Below are 15410 nucleotides of genomic sequence, written 5' to 3' on the forward strand. Positions count from 1 at the left end.
GGTTTCATCGGCACTGCCATTCCGGTGCCCGCTTCTCGACGAAGGCTTTGGGGCCTTCCAGCGAATCCTCGGTGTGCAGGTTGCGCTCCCGGAACGCTTCGGCGAGCATCTCGGCCTCGTGCAGCGGCAGGTCGAGGCCCTTGAGGATCGCCAGCCGGGTTCCGCGCACCGCCAGCGGCGCATTGGAGTTGAGGATGGCGGCGATCTCGTGCGCACGCTCCAATAGACGGTCGTGCTCCACCACCTCGCTGATCATCCCGAGGTCGTAGGCCCGCTGGGCGTCCATCCGTTCGTGGCGGCCCATCATCGCCATGCGCAGCGCGACCGAGCGGGGCAGTACCCGGGCCAACCGCACCACCTCGCGGCCGGCGACCAGCCCGATCGAGACGTGCGGGTCGAAGAAGGTGGCACGCTCGGAGGCGATCACGATGTCGCCGGTGGTCACCCAGTCCAGGCCGGCGCCGCAACATATTCCGTTGATCGCGGCCAGGACCGGCTTGGCCATCGTCCGGAACGGCGGCGTGCCCTCCTGCGGGGCCTCCCACTGCTCGTAGGTGGACAGGTACGGCCGCTCGTTGATCACCTTGCCATCGCCGGGAATCGCCTTGACGTCTGCGCCGGTGCAGAACGCCCGCCCGGTACCGGTCACGATGAGCAGCCACACCCGGTCGTCGTTCTCGGCCTCGGCGTAGGCGGCCCGCAGCTCGGTGACCATGTGCGGGCTCAGCGCGTTGAGCGCCTCGGGGCGGTTCAACGTGATCGTCGCGGTGTGCCCGTCGAGTTCATAGGTGATGGTGTCGAACGTCGGCATAGCCGGATCCCTTCTGATCAGCGGCCGGTGAAGCCCGGCGGACGCCGCTGGGTGAACGCTGCTAATCCCTCTTTGAAATCTGCAGTGCGGCAGCTGAGTTCGAGGTTGAACAACTCCTGCGTCATGGCTTGCGGCAGCGTCGCGTGCTGCCCGTAATGCAGTCCCTGCTTGGTCAGGCCGATCGCGACCGTGGGTCCGTCGACCAAACGTCCCAGCAATTCTTCGGTGACAGAGTCGACCGCTGTCGGCTCCACCGCCTGATGTATCAATCCCCAGTCCTGCGCCGAAGCTCCGCTGACCTGCTCGCCGAGCAGCAACATGCGTTTGGCTCGGGCCACTCCGACCAGGCGCGGCAGCAACCAGGTGGCGCCCGAGTCGGGGCTGAATCCGCGCGCCAGGAACGGCTCCCAGAAGACGGCGTCGGTCGCGGCGACGGTGAAGTCGGCGGCCAGCGCCAGATTGCAGCCCAACCCGACCGCCCACCCGCGGACGCTGCACACCACCGGCAGCTGGATGGTGTGCAGCAGTTCGATCACCCGATGCGCGGCGTGCGGGATGCGCCGAACCAGATCACCGGTGCGGGGTCGCCGGCCGGTCGAGTTGGTGGCGACCCAGTCCGCTCCCGCGCAGAAGTCCGCACCGGAGCCGGTCAGGTGGATGACGCGCAGGCCATCGTCACTGGCGGCCTCGATCAGGGCGCTGACCAGCGCCTCGGTCATCGGCGGGCTGAGCGAATTGCGGCGGTCCGGGCGAACCAGGGTGAGCCGGAGCAGCGCACCGTCGCGCAGCACCGCCACCGAGCCGCCGGTCGCGGAGCCGGACCCGGGATCGGGGGAATCGGCCACTGTGGTGTCCATCCTTCAACGGTATATCGTGAGGGCTACAGTAGGCGATACGATTGGCGCGATTCGACCGGGATTCGACGGGGAAGTGCTCATGGCGGACGGTTCAGGCATCTCGGCGGTTTCGGCTGGCAGCGACCGCTTCGGCGAGCAGCCGCTGGAGCAGACCGTTGCGGCGGCCGGCGCCCTGCGGCGGGTGGCGGGCATGCTGCTCGCACTGGAGCACCCGCACCCGGTGGTGGACGACATGCTGGAACGATTCGCCGACTGGGAACGGCAGCTGGCTGCCCACGCGCCGGCATCGCCGACACCGCGGCTCGAGCAGGACGAGCGTGGGCGGGTCTATCTCAACCACGCCTTCGACGTCGGCGCGTTCAACCCCTGCTTTCCGGAGTACCGGTTCGACCAGCTGGATGCCGAAACCGCTTCCGGGCGCGTCACTTTCCCGCTGGTGTACGAAGGTCCGCCCGGACTGGTGCACGGCGGGTTCCTCGGCGTGTTCTTCGATTGCGTGACCCAGCATCACAGCTGCGCGGCGGGTCTGGCCGGCCGTACCCGCTCGCTGTTGGTCACCTACCGTCGCCCGACGCCCATCCTCACCGAATTGGACTTCGACATCGTGCGGAATGAGGTCGAGCGCGGGATCGCGTTGACCGCGCGGCTTCTGCATCGCGGTGAGGTGCTGTGCACCGGCGAAGTCAGCACCGCCGCGATGGCGCCGGAGCAGGTGAGCCCCAACCGATTCGGCCGCAGACGGCCCAGTGAGGAGTCCAAGCGATGAGCGATGCCACCGACGGCCGCGTGCTCTTCGAGGTCGATCCCGACGGGCGGATCGCCACCATCACCTTGAACAACCCCGGTCGCCGCAATTCCTACGACGCTGCGATGCGCGACGCGATCGCTCGTTATCTGGACCGCGTCGCCGAGGACGATGACGTCGTGGTGGTGCTGCTTCGGGGTGCCGAGGGCGTGTTCAGCACCGGCGCCGACATGAACAACGCCTACGGCTGGTACGGCGAGCGTGCCGAAGCGCCCGGTTCGGCGGCCAAGGGCCGGCCGAGCCAGCGCCGGCGGCTCACCGTCGACCGCAAGTCGTTCGGTTTCTACCACAACCTGATGGGCTTTCCGAAGGTCACCGTGGGTGAGATCAGCGGCTACGCCCTGGGTGGCGGTTTCGAGATGGCACTCATGACCGACATCTCGGTGATCGCGCGCGACACCAGGATCGGCATGCCGGCCACCCGCTTTCTGGGCCCGGCCCTGGGCAGTCTGCACATGTTCTTCCATCGCCTCGGCCCGGTGCTGGCGCGGCGACTGCTGTTGACCGGCGACATCATCGAGGCCGGCGCGGTCGAACATCTGGGCGTGTTCACCGAGACGTGCGATCCGGCGGAGGTGACGGCGCGGGCGCGGTACTGGGCGTGCAAGGCGGCCAAGATGCCTGCCGACGGGGTGGTCATCGCCAAGGAGGCGTTCCGGCTCGTCGAGCAGAGCCAGGCGTATCAGGGCGAAGAGGTGGCCAGCTATCTGTTTCACGCCTACGGCACCAACCTGCAGTTCGCGCCGGGCGAATTCAACTTCGTCAAGACGCGTGCTCAGCACGGCACCAAGGAGGCGTTTCGGCTGCGTGATGAGCACTTTCACGTGCCGGAGCCCTGAGCCGGTCCGGCGGGGCCACCTGCCGCGCACCGGCACCTTTACAAAAACAACGGATAATGTAAGGTCAAAGAATGCCTACGCCTGTCATCGTCGGTGCCGTCCGCACGGCCATCGGACGCTCATTCAAAGGAACGCTGGCCAACACCTCCGCGGAGACGCTGATCACCACGGTGGTACCGGAGGTGATTCGCCGGGCCGGCATCGCACCCGCCGATATCGACGACATGATCTTCGCCGAATCCCACTACGGCGGTGGCGATATGGCCCGCTTCGCCGCAGCTGCCTGCGGGATGGAGTCGGTTCCCGGCCAGGCGGTCAACCGGCACTGCGCCGGCAGTCTGACCGCGATCGGCAACGCCGCCGCCCAGATCGGTTCCGGAATGGAGCGGGTGTTGGTTGCCGGTGGTGTGCAGACCCTGTCGATGCTGCCGGTGATGAAGATGCGCATCCCGGGCCCGGAGCTCAGCTTCGCCGAGCCGTGGATGCCGCCGACCCACCCCGAGACGGTGGATGCGCCGACCCGTGACATGTCGATCACCGTGGGGTGGAACACCGCTCAGGCGGCCGGCATCAGCCGCGAGGAGATGGACGCCTGGGCGGCCCGGTCGCACCAGCGTGCGATCGCCGCGATCGACGCGGGCAAGTTCATCGACGAGATCGTGCCGCTGAAGGTCCAACTGCCCGACGGCACGGTGACCGAGTTCAGCGTGGACGAGCACCCGCGCCGCGACACCACACCGGAGAAGCTGGCGGGCCTGAAGGTGCTGCACCCAGAGATCGAAGGATTCTCGATCACCGCCGGCAACAGCAGTGGCACCAACGACGCGGCGGCCGCGGTCGCACTCGTCGACGCCGACTACGCGCAAGCCCAGGGGCTCAACGTCATGGGCACGGTGAAGGCCTGGGCGTCCGCCGGCGTCGCCCCCCGCGACACCGGCCTGGGAGCGGTCAAGGTGATCGGCAAGGTCTTGCAGCGGGCGGGTCTGGCCCCCGGCGACGTCGCGTTGTGGGAGATCAACGAGGCGTTCGCCTCGGTGCCGATCGCGGCGTGCCGCGAGTACGGCCTCGACGAGGAGCTGGTGAACTTCTCCGGAAGCGGCTGCAGCCTCGGGCACCCGATCGCTGCCTCCGGAGCGCGGATGGTGACCACCTTGGCCTACGAACTGCAGCGGCGCGGTGGCGGTATCGGCGTGGCCGCGATGTGTGCCGGCGGTGGCCAGGGCGGCGCGGTGGTGATCGAGGTCTAGCGGGCCTTCGGGGTGCTGGCCGAGGTGCCGGAGCGACGCCGCGCCGGCTTGTTGTTCTCCTCGATCAGTCGCTCGGCGTGGTCGAGGATGCAGTTGAGCCCGTACTCGAAGTTGGCGTCGTCGGCCGCCCCGATCCGATGACCCTGCTGGGTGGTCTGCGCCAGCAGCGGTGTCACCTCGGGGTCGATGACGAGCGCCTCCTCGAAGTCCGACGGTCCCTCGGCGTCCGATGCGCGGTTCTTCTCGTAGAGGCGACGCAGCACCACCGATCCGCGGATATGAACCGAGATCGTCGAGTAGGTGTCGAAGGCGTCCTGCGGCGACAGTCCCGCTTCCACCAGGCTGGCGATCGCGCGCTCCACCTCCTGGACGCCCAGCTGCGCGGCGCGGGGACTCAGCGCGGCCCGAATCAGGATGAGGTCGCACAGGATCGGGTTGCCCAAGAACGTCGTCCGCATGCTGTGGGCGTGGTTGCGCAACGTCTGGCGCCAGTCCTTGGCCTGCACGTACGGGGTGGCGAACACGTACTGGCGCAGCGCCCGGCTGGTCATGGCGTTGAGAAGGTCGTCCTTCTTGCGGAAGTACCAGTAGATGCTCGTGACACCGACGCCGAGGTGTTTGCCGAGCAACGGCATGCTCAGATTGTCGACCCCGATCTGTTCGGCGAGCTCGAACGCGCCGTCGATGATGTCGTCGGGATTGATGGATCCGCGCTCGCGCCGCTGACGCTTCTCGGCGACAGGCTGCTTTGCCACTGCGGGTACCTCCAGTTCTGGCCGCGCGGCCGGTTTGTTGCCGTCAAACCTACCTGTGCCCGTCGTCGTCCCCGGGAAGTGAGCTTCTCTTACCGTAAAGCATATGGTAAGCATTTTGGTATAACTTGTCACAACGCTCGAGGGGTTGCCCGTGTCAGATGAAGTGCTCACCGAACGTCGTGGACGAACCCTCATCATCACGATCAACCGTCCGGAGGCCCGCAACGCGGCCAACAAGGCGGTCGCCGAAGGCTTGGCCGCGGCCTGCGACGAGCTCGATGACACCCCGGAGCTGTCGGCCGCGGTGCTGACCGGTGCCGGCGGCAATTTCTGTGCCGGAATGGATCTCAAGGCGTTCGCGGCCGGCGAGCTGGCCTATGTCCCGGGACGGGGGCTGGGCTTCACCGAGCGCCCGCCGCGCAAGCCGCTCATCTCCGCCGTCGAGGGTCACGCGGTGGCTGGCGGCACCGAGCTGGTGCTGGCCACCGACCTGGTGGTGGCCGCCAAAGACGCGAAGTTCGGCATTCCGGAGGTCAAGCGGGGGCTGGTGGCCGCCGGCGGTGGCCTGTTGCGGCTGCCGCACCGCATCCCCTATCAGAAGGCGCTCGAATTGGCTTTGACCGGTGAGAGTTTCACCGCCGAACAGGGCGCTCAGTGGGGCTTCGTCAATGTCCTGACCGAACCGGGTGACGCACTGGCCGGGGCGATTGAGCTGGCCGAGCGGATCACCGCCAACGGGCCGCTCGCGGTGGCGGTGACCAAGGACATCATGGTCCAGTCCGCGGACTGGTCCTCCGACGAGATGTGGCAGAAGCAGGGCGAGCTGATCTCGCCGGTGTTCGCGTCCAACGACGCGAAGGAAGGCGCCATCGCCTTCGCGCAGAAGCGGGCACCCAACTGGACCGGGACCTGACCCCGGCGCACAGCCCTTTTGAACTCGTAGGTCGAAACGTGAGGAGCAGTCATGTCTTTCGCAGGTGAAGTGGTCCTGGTTACCGGAGGCGCCGGCGGCCTGGGTGAGGCCACGGTCCGCCGGTTGCACGAAGCCGGTGCGGCGGTCGTCATCGCCGACGTCGCCGACGAGAAGGCCACCAAGCTGGCGAACGAGCTGGGCAACAAGGCCGTCTACGCGCGCACCGATGTCCTCAACGACGACGACGTGCAGGCGGCGCTGGCCAAGGCCGACGAACTCGGCACGCTGCGTTACGCGGTGATCGCCCACGGGGGCTTCGGCGTGGCGGACAAGATCGTCGCCCGCGACGGCAGCCCCGCCCCGATGGAAGGTTTCACCAAGACCATCGCGCTGTATCTGACCGGCACCTATAACGTGCTGCGGCTGGCGGCGGCCAAGATCGCCACCACCGAGCCCGGCTCCGGCGGCGAGCGGGGCGCGATCGTGATGACGTCGTCGATCGCCGGCATCGAGGGGCAGATCGGCCAATCCACATACGCGGCCGCCAAAGGCGGGGTGATCGGGTTGACGCTGTGCGGGGCCCGGGATCTCAGCTCGGTCGGGATCCGGTTGAACAGCATTGCGCCGGGCACCATCCGGACGCCGGCGATGGAACGCGCCACCGATGCGATGCTGGCGAAATTCTCCGAAACGGTGCCGTTCCCCAAGCGGCTGGGCACCCCCGATGAGTACGCCAACCTGGCGCAGCACCTGTTGGAAAACACCTACATCAACGGCGAAGTCGTGCGCATCGACGGCGCGCAACGCTTCCAGCCGCGCTGACGCGTGGACCTGGGCCTGCAAGACGCGCGCGCTGTCGTCGTCGGCGGCGGCCGTGGCATGGGGTTGGCCACCGCGCGCTGCCTGGCCGACGACGGCGCCCGGGTCGCCGTCGTCGCGCGCTCGGCCGCCGACCTCGACCGGGCAACCGACGACCTGACCCGGCGCGGTAGCCCCGACGCGGTCGGCTTGGTCGCCGACGCCACCGACGAGCAGCGGGTAGGGGAGGTCTTCGCCGAGTTGGGGAGGCGCTGGGGCGGCGAACTCAACATCCTCATCAACGCGGCCGGACCCGACGTGCAGGGCACCTTCGACGATCTCACCGACGAGCAGTGGCGCCGGGCCATCGACCAGGGTGCGATGGGCATGGTGCACACCGTGCGAGCCGCACTTCCCTTGCTGCGCAAAGCCGAATGGGCCCGGATCGTCAACTTCTCGGCGCATTCGACGCAGCGGCAAAGCACCGTGCTGGCCGCCTACACCGCCGCCAAGGCGATGGTCAACAGCGTCTCGAAGAACTTGTCGCTGCTGCTGGCTCCCGATGAGATCCTGGTCAACGTGGTCTCTCCCGGCAGCGTGGCTTCCGAGGCACTGGTCGGCTGGGCACGCTCCGTCGGGCTGGACGGTGAGGACCCGTACCGATTGATGGAAGCCATCACCGAGCACTTCGGCCATCCGGCGCACCTGCCGCGGGCCGGACTGCCGGATGAAGTCGGGTCCGTTGCCGCCTTTCTGGCCTCGCGGCGCAACTCCTACATGACCGGCGCCAACGTCAACGTCGACGGTGGCTCCGATTTCGTCTGATGCGCCGCCCGGCGACCCGCCTCTGACCTGCTGACATAGCGATTTTCGGGCGGAGGACGAGGGTTGCGGAATGCGCTACCGAAAGGTATACAGTAAGAGTTATTCCAGTCGGACTCCGAGGGGCGCTCAGGGCGAGGAGGTGCGGGTCGATGACCGCTGCCGACGACGGCGCGCTCGTTGCCACGAGTGCCTCGGACGACCCTGCGGTGCTCTACGAGGTGCGGGGCGGCGTCGCGGTGATTACCTTCAACCGTCCGCAGCGGCTCAACTCCTGGGGGCCCGACATCGCGGCTGGTTTCTACGCGGCGATCGATCGCGCCGAGGCCGCCCCCGCGGTACGGGCGATCGTGGTGACCGGCAGTGGTCGCGGATTCTGCGCCGGCGCGAATCTGGGTCCGGCCACCAACTCCGAGGCATCGGAGCCCGACGTATCCACCACCGATGTGGCCCAATTGGTCGGGGAGCGTCATCCACATTTCCTGACCGAATTGCGTAAACCCGTCATCGCCGCGATCAACGGCGCCTGTGTCGGCATCGGGCTGACCCACGCGCTGATGTGCGACATCCGCTTCGCGGCGGCCGGAGCCAAGTTCGCCACCGCGTTCACCCGCCGCGGATTGATCGCCGAATACGGGATCACCTGGATCCTGCCGCGGCTGGCCGGCTGGGGTGCGGCGATGGATCTGCTGCTGAGCGGGCGGACCTTCCTGGCAGAGGAGGCCCGCGAACTCGGCCTGGTCAACCACGTCGTGCCGCCCGACCGACTGTTGGAGCGGGCCATGCAATACGCCGAAGACATCGCCACCAACTGCTCGCCGGCGTCCCTGGCGGTGATCAAGGCGCAGGCCTACCGCGACGCCCTCGATGATGTCGCCGCGGTGAGCGCACGTGCCGAGAAGTTGATGTACGAATCGCTGGCGCGGCCCGACCTCATCGAGGGCATCACGAGTTTTCTCCAGAAGCGGCCGCCACAATTCCCGCCGCTGAGTGAATGACTAACGCAGGGAGAGGATTACCGATATGGCGCTGGATTACAAAGCGATCGACGTCGACAACCACTACTACGAGCCGGTGGACTCGTTCACCCGGTACCTGGACAAGAAGTTCAAGCGTCGCGGTGTGCAGATGCTCAACGACGGCAAGCGCACGCAGGCGGTGATCGGCGACCGGGTCAACCACTTCATCCCCAACCCGACGTTCGACCCGATCATCGTGCCGGGCTGCCTGGATCTGCTGTTCCGCGGCGAGATCCCCGAGGGCGTCGACCCCGCGTCACTGATGAAGGTCGAGCGGCTGGCCGAACACCCGGAATACCAGAACCGTGACGCCCGGGTGACGGTGATGGACAGCCAGGGCATCGAAACCGTGTTCATGCTGCCGACTTTCGCCTGCGGCGTCGAAGAGGCCCTCAAACACGACATCGAAGCGACGATGGCCTCGGTGCACGCCTTCAACCGGTGGCTCGACGAGGACTGGGGTTTCGACCGGCCCGATCACCGGATCATCGCGGCGCCGATCATCTCCCTGGCCGATCCAGTCGCCGCGGTGGCCGAAGTCGAGGAGGTGCTGGCCAAGGGCGCCAAGATGGTGCTGGTGCGGCCCGCGCCGGTACCCGGTGCGGTCAAGCCGCGTTCGCTCGGCGATCCCAGCCATGACCCGGTCTGGGCTCGGCTCGCCGAAGCCGGGGTGCCGGTCGGATTTCACCTGTCCGACAGCGGTTATCTGGCGATCGCCGCCCTGTGGGGCGGCCAGTCGACCTTCGAGGGATTCGGCGCCAAGGATCCGCTGGACACGGTGCTGCTCGACGACCGGGCGATTCACGACACGATGGCTGCGATGATCGTGCACCAGGTGTTCAGCCGGCACCCGAACCTGAAGGTGGCCAGCATCGAGAACGGCTCGTACTTCGTGCACCGGTTGATCAAACGGCTCAAGAAGGCCGCCAACAGCCAGCCGCGGTACTTCGCCGAGGATCCGGTCGAACAGCTGCGCAACAACGTCTGGATCGCTCCCTACTACGAGGACGACCTTCCGCTGCTGGCCGAGACCATCGGCGTCGACAAGATCCTGTTCGGCTCGGACTGGCCGCACGGTGAGGGACTGGAAGATCCGGTGGCGTTCACCGAGGAGCTGTCCGCTTTCAGCGCCGGTGACATCCGGAAGATCATGCGCGACAACGCCTTGGACCTGCTCGGCGTGAACGTGCGGGCATAGGTCGCCGCCTCCATGAGCGAATGGACCATCGGCGCGGTCCTCGACGAGATCGCCGTGGCCGTTCCCGACCGGACCATGACAATCTGCGCGCACCGGCGCAGCACGTTCGCCGAATCGGCGGAGCGCACCCGCCGGCTGGGCAATTTCCTGGCCGGCCGGGGCCTTGGCGCCCATCGTGAGCGCGCGGAGCTGAGCGACTGGGAATGCGGCCAGGACCGGGTTGCTCTGCTCATGCACAACGACCTCTACCCGGACATGGTGATCGGCTGCCTCAAGGCGCGGACGGTGCCGGTCAACGTCAACCACTACTACGCGCCGGCCGAGATCGCCGACCTGCTCCGCTATCTCGGGCCCCGCGGCATCATCTATCACCGGGCGCTGGGGGCGAAGTTCGCCGACATGATCGCTGCGGCCGGCATTGACCTGCTGATCTCGATCGATGACGGCAGTGACGCCCCCGAGTCGGCGGGTGCGATCCGGCTCGATGATGCGCTGGCGCAAGGCGGCACCGATCACACGACAGCGGGTTCGCCCGACGATCTGATGATGATCTGCACCGGCGGCACCACCGGACGCCCCAAAGGCGTGCTGTGGCGGCAGAGCGACATCTACGTCTCCTCGATGGTCGGGGACGACCACGCCTCCGCGGCGGAGATTCACCAGAAGGTGAGCAACGCCGGTTCGCCCTGGTTCGCGCTGTCACCGCTGATGCACGCGGCGGGCATGTGGACCGCGTTCTCGGCGTTCCTGAGCGGTCAGACGGTGATCCTCAACGACACCCGCACCAAATTCGACCCGCGCGCGGTGCTGAAAACGGTTGAGCGCGAGCGCGTGGGGTTGATGACGATGGTGGGTGACGCCTACGCGGCACCGTTGGTGGAGGAACTGGGTAGGGGAAGCTATGACCTGTCCTCGCTGTACGCGATCGGCACCGGCGGTGCCGCGACCAACCCGAAGTATCAGGCGGCGCTGCTGGAATACCTTCCGCAGATCACCCTGATCAACGGGTACGGCTCCTCGGAGACCGGAAACATGGGGTTCGGCCGCAGCCAGCACGAGTCGCGGCGCGACACGTTCGACCTGCGCACCGGCGGAGCCGTGGTCTCCGAGGATCGCACCAGATTCCTGAAACCCGGTGAACCCGAGGTCGGTTGGGTGGTGCGGACCGGCCGTATCCCACTCGGCTACTTCGAGGATGCCGACGCCACCGAGCGCACCTTCTGTCAGATCGACGGCCGGCGGGTGGTGATCTCCGGCGACCGGGCCTCGATCGAGGAGGACGGCACGCTGCGGTTGTTCGGCCGCGACGCCCTGGTGGTCAACACCGGCGGGGAGAAGGTTTTCGTCGAGGAGGTCGAGGAAGTGCTGCGTGCCCACCGCGCGGTGGCGGACGCTCTGGTGGTGGGTCGGCCCAGTGCTCGGTGGGGCGAGGAGCTGGCCGCGCTGGTGGCGCTGCGTCCGGACGCCGACGCCACCGGGGAGCTGCTCGCGGCGCACTGCAGAGCGTCACTGGCGGGATTCAAGGTGCCCAAGGAGTTCCTCGTCGTGCCCGAGGTCCGTCGGCTGGGCAACGGCAAGGCCGATTACCGATGGGCGAAAAGCCAAGTGAACGAAGAGGTGGCCACAGGGTCATGAGTGCAATTGATTGTCTGGTCAACGTTCACTTCGGCGAACGTGAACAGCCCGCCTGGATGGCCAAGACGCGGGACGACTACTTCAAGGGCCCGAAGTCGATGTTCGAGCCGGCCGACATGTCGGCGCTGCTCGACGAGATGGACGCCAACGGTGTGACCAAGGCCGTGCTGATGGACAACCTGGCCACACCGTCGGTGACTGCGCGAAAGTTCGTGCAGGCCAGGCCGGACCGGTTCGTGCTGGCGATGGGCGGGCTGAATCTGCTGCGCCCGGTTCCGGCGCTTCGCGACCTCAGCGCCGTCGTCAAGGACCTGCCGGTGGTCTACGCCGTGGTGGGACCGAGTTTCTGGGGCGACGGCCAGTACCCGCCGAGTGACGCGGTCTATTACCCGCTCTACGCCAAGTGCGCCGAGTTGGATCTGCCGCTGTGCATCAACACCGGCATCCCGGGACCGCCGATCCCCGGTGAGGTGCAGAACCCGATCCACCTGGACCGGGTCTGCGTGCGCTTCCCCGAACTACGGCTGTGCATGATCCACGGCGCCGACCCGTGGTGGGACGTCGCGATCCGGATGCTGATCAAATACCGCAACCTGCGGCTGATGACCTCGGCTTGGTCGCCGAAACGGTTGCCGGAAAGCCTTGTGCACTTCATGCGAACTCGCGGCGCCGACAAGATCATCTTCGCCTCGGACTGGCCGGTGCTGCGGATGAACCGCGTGGTGCCCGAGGCGCTGGGGCTGGATCTGCCGCCCGAGGTGATGGACAAATACCTGTACCGCAATGCACACGAGTTTTTCTTCGGCGACTACGAGGAGCACTGATCAATGGACCGATACGAGCTGCGCCGGCTGGACTACAGCCTGACCGAGGACCATCAGGCGCTGCAAGCCGCCTACAAGCAGTTCTTCACCACGCACTGCGATATCGAAACCGTCCGTGCCGCCGAGGAATCCGGGTTCGACAAGAACCTGTGGGAGCGGCTCTGCGCGATGGGCGCGACCACGATGGCGCTGCCGGAATCGGCTGGCGGCGACGGCGCCACCCTGGTGGACCTCACCCTGGTCGCCGAGGAGATCGGTCGGTCGCTGGCCCCGGTGCCCTGGATCGACCATGTCTGCGCCGCACGGCTGTTGGCGCGGCTTGGCGCGGTGGACGCCGAGGTCGTGCGCGGTAGCCAACTGGCCGCATTCGACCCGCATCAGGACACCGTTGTCGGGCCACGGCTGCTCCCCGCCGGTTCGATCGCCGATGCGATCGTCATCCGCGACGGCGATGAGATCGTCAGCCTGACGTTCGACACCCGGGCGACGACGGTCGAGAACATCGGCCGGCTGCCGATGGCCTGGATCGACCCGGCGGCGGCCGACAGCCGGACGGTGCTGGCGAGCGGGGCCGACGCGCTGGCGGAATACCAGCGGGCACTGGATGAATGGCGGCTGCTGACCGCCGCTGCCTTGGTGGGCATGGTGGAGCAGACCATGACCATCGCCGCGGAATTCGCCAAGACCCGCTACACCCTCGGGGTGCCGATCGGGACCTTGCAGGCCATCTCCCACCCGCTGGCGAACATGGCGATCACCGTCGCGAGCGGGCGCAACCTGGCCTATCGAGCCGGCTGGTTCATGGACAACGAACCCGACGAGCGGCCGGAGCTGGCCGCGTCGGCGTTTGTGTTCATGGCCGAGGAAGCCGCCAAGGCCGCCACCATGGCGGTGCACATCCAAGGCGGCCTCGGGGTCTCGGCGGAAGCCGCCGCCACGGCATATCTGGTGCGGGCCCGTGGCTGGCCGCTGGCCGGTGGCGACCCCGGCGTCAGCGCCTGCCGCATAGCGGAGCTCATCGCCGTTCGTGAAACAGCCGTTCGTGAAACAGCCGTTCGCGAAAACGCCGACCGCGCAGCCCTTTAAGACTGGAGCATCATGGACTTCTCCCGACCGCAACTGACCGACGACGACCAGGCCTTCCTCGATGAGGCCCGCACCTTCCTCGCCACCCACGTGACCGAGGAGGTCAAGCGCCGCGACCGCGAGACCGGCGACAACTTCGACGAAGGCGTGCACCTGGCGCTGGGTACCGCCGGCTATCTGGAGGCCGAGTGGAAGACCGAAGCCGACGGCGGCTTCTCCCGGGTGCGCCGGCGCATCTGGGAACTGGAGAAGCGTCGCGCCCACGTACCGTGGGTGACCTGGGGAACCACCGCCATGGTGGCCCGCTCGGTCGACAAGTTCGGTTCGTCCGAGCTGCGTGACGAGGTGCTTCCGGGCGTCTTCAGCGGCCACGTCCGGCTCTGCCTGGGCTACACCGAACCCGAAGGCGGCTCCGACGTCGCGACCTGCAAGACCCGCGCGGTCCGCGACGGGGACAGCTGGATTATCAACGGCTCCAAGATGTTCACCACCGGCGCGCACAACTGCCAGTACGTCTTCTTGATCACCAACACCGACCCGGATGCGCGAAAGCACAAGAGCCTGACCATGTTCCTGGTTCCGCTGAATACGCCGGGCATCGAGATCCAGGGGCTGCGCACTGTCGACGGTGATCGCACGAACATCGTCTACTACAGCGATGTCCGGATTGATGACAAATACCGGCTGGGTGAGGTCAACGGCGGCTGGACCGTGCTTCGCGAACCGCTCAACGTCGAGCACGGCGCCGTCGACGCTGATCCCGACGGGCTGCAGGATGTCTCGATCATGATGCACCAGGCGAATTTCATGGCCGAGGCCGTCGACAAAGCGGGTGCGGTCGTCGGACGGTCGGGGCGCATCGACGACGGCTCGGTCGCCTACCGGCTGGGCCGGGCCGCGGCGCGGGTGGAGGCGTCACTGTCGGCGCCGTCCATCTTCGGGCGGGTGGCGCTCGCCCAGACGATGCGCGACATCTCACCGGATCTGATGGACCTGCTGGGAAGCGCGTCGGCGCTGCCGATCGGCACCGACGGCTCCATCGATGAGGGGGCTTCGGACTACATCTACCGGTTCGCCCCGCTGGTCGGCATCTACGGCGGCACGCTGGAGGTGTTCCGCAACATGATCGCCCAGTACGTGCTCGGCCTGGGCAAGCCGAATTACTCGCCGCCGGTGGCCAAGACGTCGTAGCTCAAGACGTCGTGATGCGGCGGTGATAGCTCGACGGTGACTCGCCGGCGAATTTGGTGAACGCGCGGGTGAAGGCGCTCAGGCTGTCGAAGCCGACGGCCGTCGCGGTCTGCTGGACACCCTGATCGGGGGCGGCCAGCAACGCCATCGCCTGCAGCATCCGGGCATGCAGCAGATAGGTCCGCCACGAGATGCCGATCACCGCTTCGAACTGGCGGCGCAGGGTGCGCTCGGAGACCGCGACGGCGTGGCTGACCTGCGCCGCGGTCACCGACGACAGATGCGCCTTGGTGTAGTCCATCGCGGCGCCCACGATCGGGTGATCGGAGGTGGGCAGGCTCAGCGGCGCCTCGTGGTCGAGCGCCTCGGAAACCAGGTGGCCCAGGGTGGAAAAGAAGTCGTCGGAGACGGTGTCTCCGTCGGCCCGCTCGATCGGCCAGCGCAGCGAGTGCAGCATCATCTCCCGGATCAGCGGCGAGACGGTCAGGATGCGCGCCCGGTCACCGCCGTGCCGCACCAGCTCGGGGTCGAACATCACCGCCACGGTGCGCACCTCGGGCCGCATGGTGGCCTGATGCTCCAGGCCGGCCGGAATCCAGGCCGCCTGCTG

Annotated in this window: 16 protein-coding genes; 12 read left to right on the forward strand and 4 right to left on the reverse strand. The window is 67.3% G+C overall.

The window, feature by feature from the left end:
• Nucleotides 1–4: 4 nt before the first annotated feature.
• Nucleotides 5–811 (reverse strand): enoyl-CoA hydratase/isomerase family protein, encoded by an 807-nt coding sequence (locus A5648_RS03910; protein WP_065023281.1) that lies wholly within the window; start codon nt 809–811, stop codon nt 5–7.
• 17 nt (nt 812–828) lie between these two features.
• Nucleotides 829–1668, reverse strand: coding sequence for an enoyl-CoA hydratase/isomerase family protein (locus tag A5648_RS03915; RefSeq protein WP_065023282.1), 840 nt, complete (start codon nt 1666–1668; stop codon nt 829–831).
• 79 nt (nt 1669–1747) lie between these two features.
• On the opposite strand from A5648_RS03915, the gene A5648_RS03920 reads away from it, so the two are divergent.
• The 3 genes from A5648_RS03920 (at nt 1748) to A5648_RS03930 (ending at nt 4559) form a co-directional block, all read left to right on the forward strand.
• Nucleotides 1748–2434: a hypothetical protein gene (locus A5648_RS03920; RefSeq protein WP_065023283.1), complete on the forward strand. Its 687-nt coding sequence runs from the start codon at nt 1748–1750 to the stop codon at nt 2432–2434.
• Nucleotides 2431–3312 carry an enoyl-CoA hydratase/isomerase family protein gene (locus tag A5648_RS03925; RefSeq protein ID WP_065023284.1) on the forward strand — a complete coding sequence of 294 codons (882 nt, stop codon included), beginning with the start codon at nt 2431–2433 and terminating at the stop codon, nt 3310–3312. Before A5648_RS03920 ends, A5648_RS03925 begins: the two co-directional genes overlap by 4 nt.
• Nucleotides 3313–3383: 71 nt before the next feature.
• Entirely contained in the window at nt 3384–4559 is a 1176-nt protein-coding gene (locus A5648_RS03930) for a thiolase family protein (RefSeq protein WP_064853222.1), read from the forward strand.
• Here A5648_RS03930 and A5648_RS03935 read toward each other — a convergent pair.
• Nucleotides 4556–5314: a TetR/AcrR family transcriptional regulator gene (locus tag A5648_RS03935; protein WP_065023285.1), complete on the reverse strand. Its 759-nt coding sequence runs from the start codon at nt 5312–5314 to the stop codon at nt 4556–4558. The genes A5648_RS03930 and A5648_RS03935 overlap by 4 nt on opposite strands.
• A 151-nt stretch (nt 5315–5465) precedes the next feature.
• On the opposite strand from A5648_RS03935, the gene A5648_RS03940 reads away from it, so the two are divergent.
• From A5648_RS03940 to A5648_RS03980, 9 genes are all read left to right on the forward strand, one after another.
• Nucleotides 5466–6227, forward strand: coding sequence for a crotonase/enoyl-CoA hydratase family protein (locus A5648_RS03940; RefSeq protein ID WP_065023286.1), 762 nt, complete (start codon nt 5466–5468; stop codon nt 6225–6227).
• A gap of 51 nt (nt 6228–6278) precedes the next feature.
• A complete protein-coding gene (locus tag A5648_RS03945) occupies nt 6279–7049 on the forward strand; it encodes an SDR family oxidoreductase (RefSeq protein ID WP_065023287.1) in 771 nt (256 codons plus the stop codon).
• A 3-nt stretch (nt 7050–7052) separates the two neighbouring features.
• Nucleotides 7053–7850 carry an SDR family NAD(P)-dependent oxidoreductase gene (locus A5648_RS03950; RefSeq protein ID WP_065023288.1) on the forward strand — a complete coding sequence of 266 codons (798 nt, stop codon included), beginning with the start codon at nt 7053–7055 and terminating at the stop codon, nt 7848–7850.
• A 149-nt stretch (nt 7851–7999) separates the two neighbouring features.
• Nucleotides 8000–8845: an enoyl-CoA hydratase gene (locus A5648_RS03955; protein ID WP_065023289.1), complete on the forward strand. Its 846-nt coding sequence runs from the start codon at nt 8000–8002 to the stop codon at nt 8843–8845.
• Nucleotides 8846–8870: 25 nt separating this feature from the next.
• Nucleotides 8871–10064: an amidohydrolase family protein gene (locus tag A5648_RS03960; RefSeq protein ID WP_065023290.1), complete on the forward strand. Its 1194-nt coding sequence runs from the start codon at nt 8871–8873 to the stop codon at nt 10062–10064.
• 12 nt (nt 10065–10076) lie between these two features.
• Nucleotides 10077–11699, forward strand: coding sequence for an acyl-CoA synthetase (locus A5648_RS03965; RefSeq protein ID WP_065023291.1), 1623 nt, complete (start codon nt 10077–10079; stop codon nt 11697–11699).
• Nucleotides 11696–12523 carry an amidohydrolase family protein gene (locus tag A5648_RS03970; protein WP_065023292.1) on the forward strand — a complete coding sequence of 276 codons (828 nt, stop codon included), beginning with the start codon at nt 11696–11698 and terminating at the stop codon, nt 12521–12523. Before A5648_RS03965 ends, A5648_RS03970 begins: the two co-directional genes overlap by 4 nt.
• 3 nt (nt 12524–12526) lie before the next feature.
• Complete coding sequence (locus A5648_RS03975; RefSeq protein WP_065023293.1) at nt 12527–13609, forward strand: acyl-CoA dehydrogenase family protein; 1083 nt, start codon at nt 12527–12529, stop codon at nt 13607–13609.
• A gap of 12 nt (nt 13610–13621) precedes the next feature.
• Nucleotides 13622–14800 (forward strand): acyl-CoA dehydrogenase family protein, encoded by a 1179-nt coding sequence (locus tag A5648_RS03980; RefSeq protein ID WP_065023294.1) that lies wholly within the window; start codon nt 13622–13624, stop codon nt 14798–14800.
• Between the two features lies 1 nt (nt 14801).
• Here A5648_RS03980 and A5648_RS03985 read toward each other — a convergent pair.
• Nucleotides 14802–15410 (reverse strand): helix-turn-helix transcriptional regulator (locus tag A5648_RS03985; RefSeq protein WP_065023295.1); only part of this gene is annotated, 609 nt, incomplete at its 5' end.

This window comes from Mycolicibacter sinensis (genome assembly GCF_001673565.1).
Lineage (GTDB): Bacteria > Actinomycetota > Actinomycetes > Mycobacteriales > Mycobacteriaceae > Mycobacterium > Mycobacterium sinense_C.

Coding starts and splice junctions, on each gene's coding strand:
- A5648_RS03910 (WP_065023281.1), bottom strand. CDS start 811: ATGCCGACGTTCGACACCATCACCTATGAACTCGACGGGCACACCGCG.
- A5648_RS03915 (WP_065023282.1), bottom strand. CDS start 1,668: ATGGACACCACAGTGGCCGATTCCCCCGATCCCGGGTCCGGCTCCGCG.
- A5648_RS03920 (WP_065023283.1), top strand. CDS start 1,748: ATGGCGGACGGTTCAGGCATCTCGGCGGTTTCGGCTGGCAGCGACCGC.
- A5648_RS03925 (WP_065023284.1), top strand. CDS start 2,431: ATGAGCGATGCCACCGACGGCCGCGTGCTCTTCGAGGTCGATCCCGAC.
- A5648_RS03930 (WP_064853222.1), top strand. CDS start 3,384: ATGCCTACGCCTGTCATCGTCGGTGCCGTCCGCACGGCCATCGGACGC.
- A5648_RS03945 (WP_065023287.1), top strand. CDS start 6,279: ATGTCTTTCGCAGGTGAAGTGGTCCTGGTTACCGGAGGCGCCGGCGGC.
- A5648_RS03955 (WP_065023289.1), top strand. CDS start 8,000: ATGACCGCTGCCGACGACGGCGCGCTCGTTGCCACGAGTGCCTCGGAC.
- A5648_RS03960 (WP_065023290.1), top strand. CDS start 8,871: ATGGCGCTGGATTACAAAGCGATCGACGTCGACAACCACTACTACGAG.
- A5648_RS03965 (WP_065023291.1), top strand. CDS start 10,077: ATGAGCGAATGGACCATCGGCGCGGTCCTCGACGAGATCGCCGTGGCC.
- A5648_RS03970 (WP_065023292.1), top strand. CDS start 11,696: ATGAGTGCAATTGATTGTCTGGTCAACGTTCACTTCGGCGAACGTGAA.
- A5648_RS03975 (WP_065023293.1), top strand. CDS start 12,527: ATGGACCGATACGAGCTGCGCCGGCTGGACTACAGCCTGACCGAGGAC.
- A5648_RS03980 (WP_065023294.1), top strand. CDS start 13,622: ATGGACTTCTCCCGACCGCAACTGACCGACGACGACCAGGCCTTCCTC.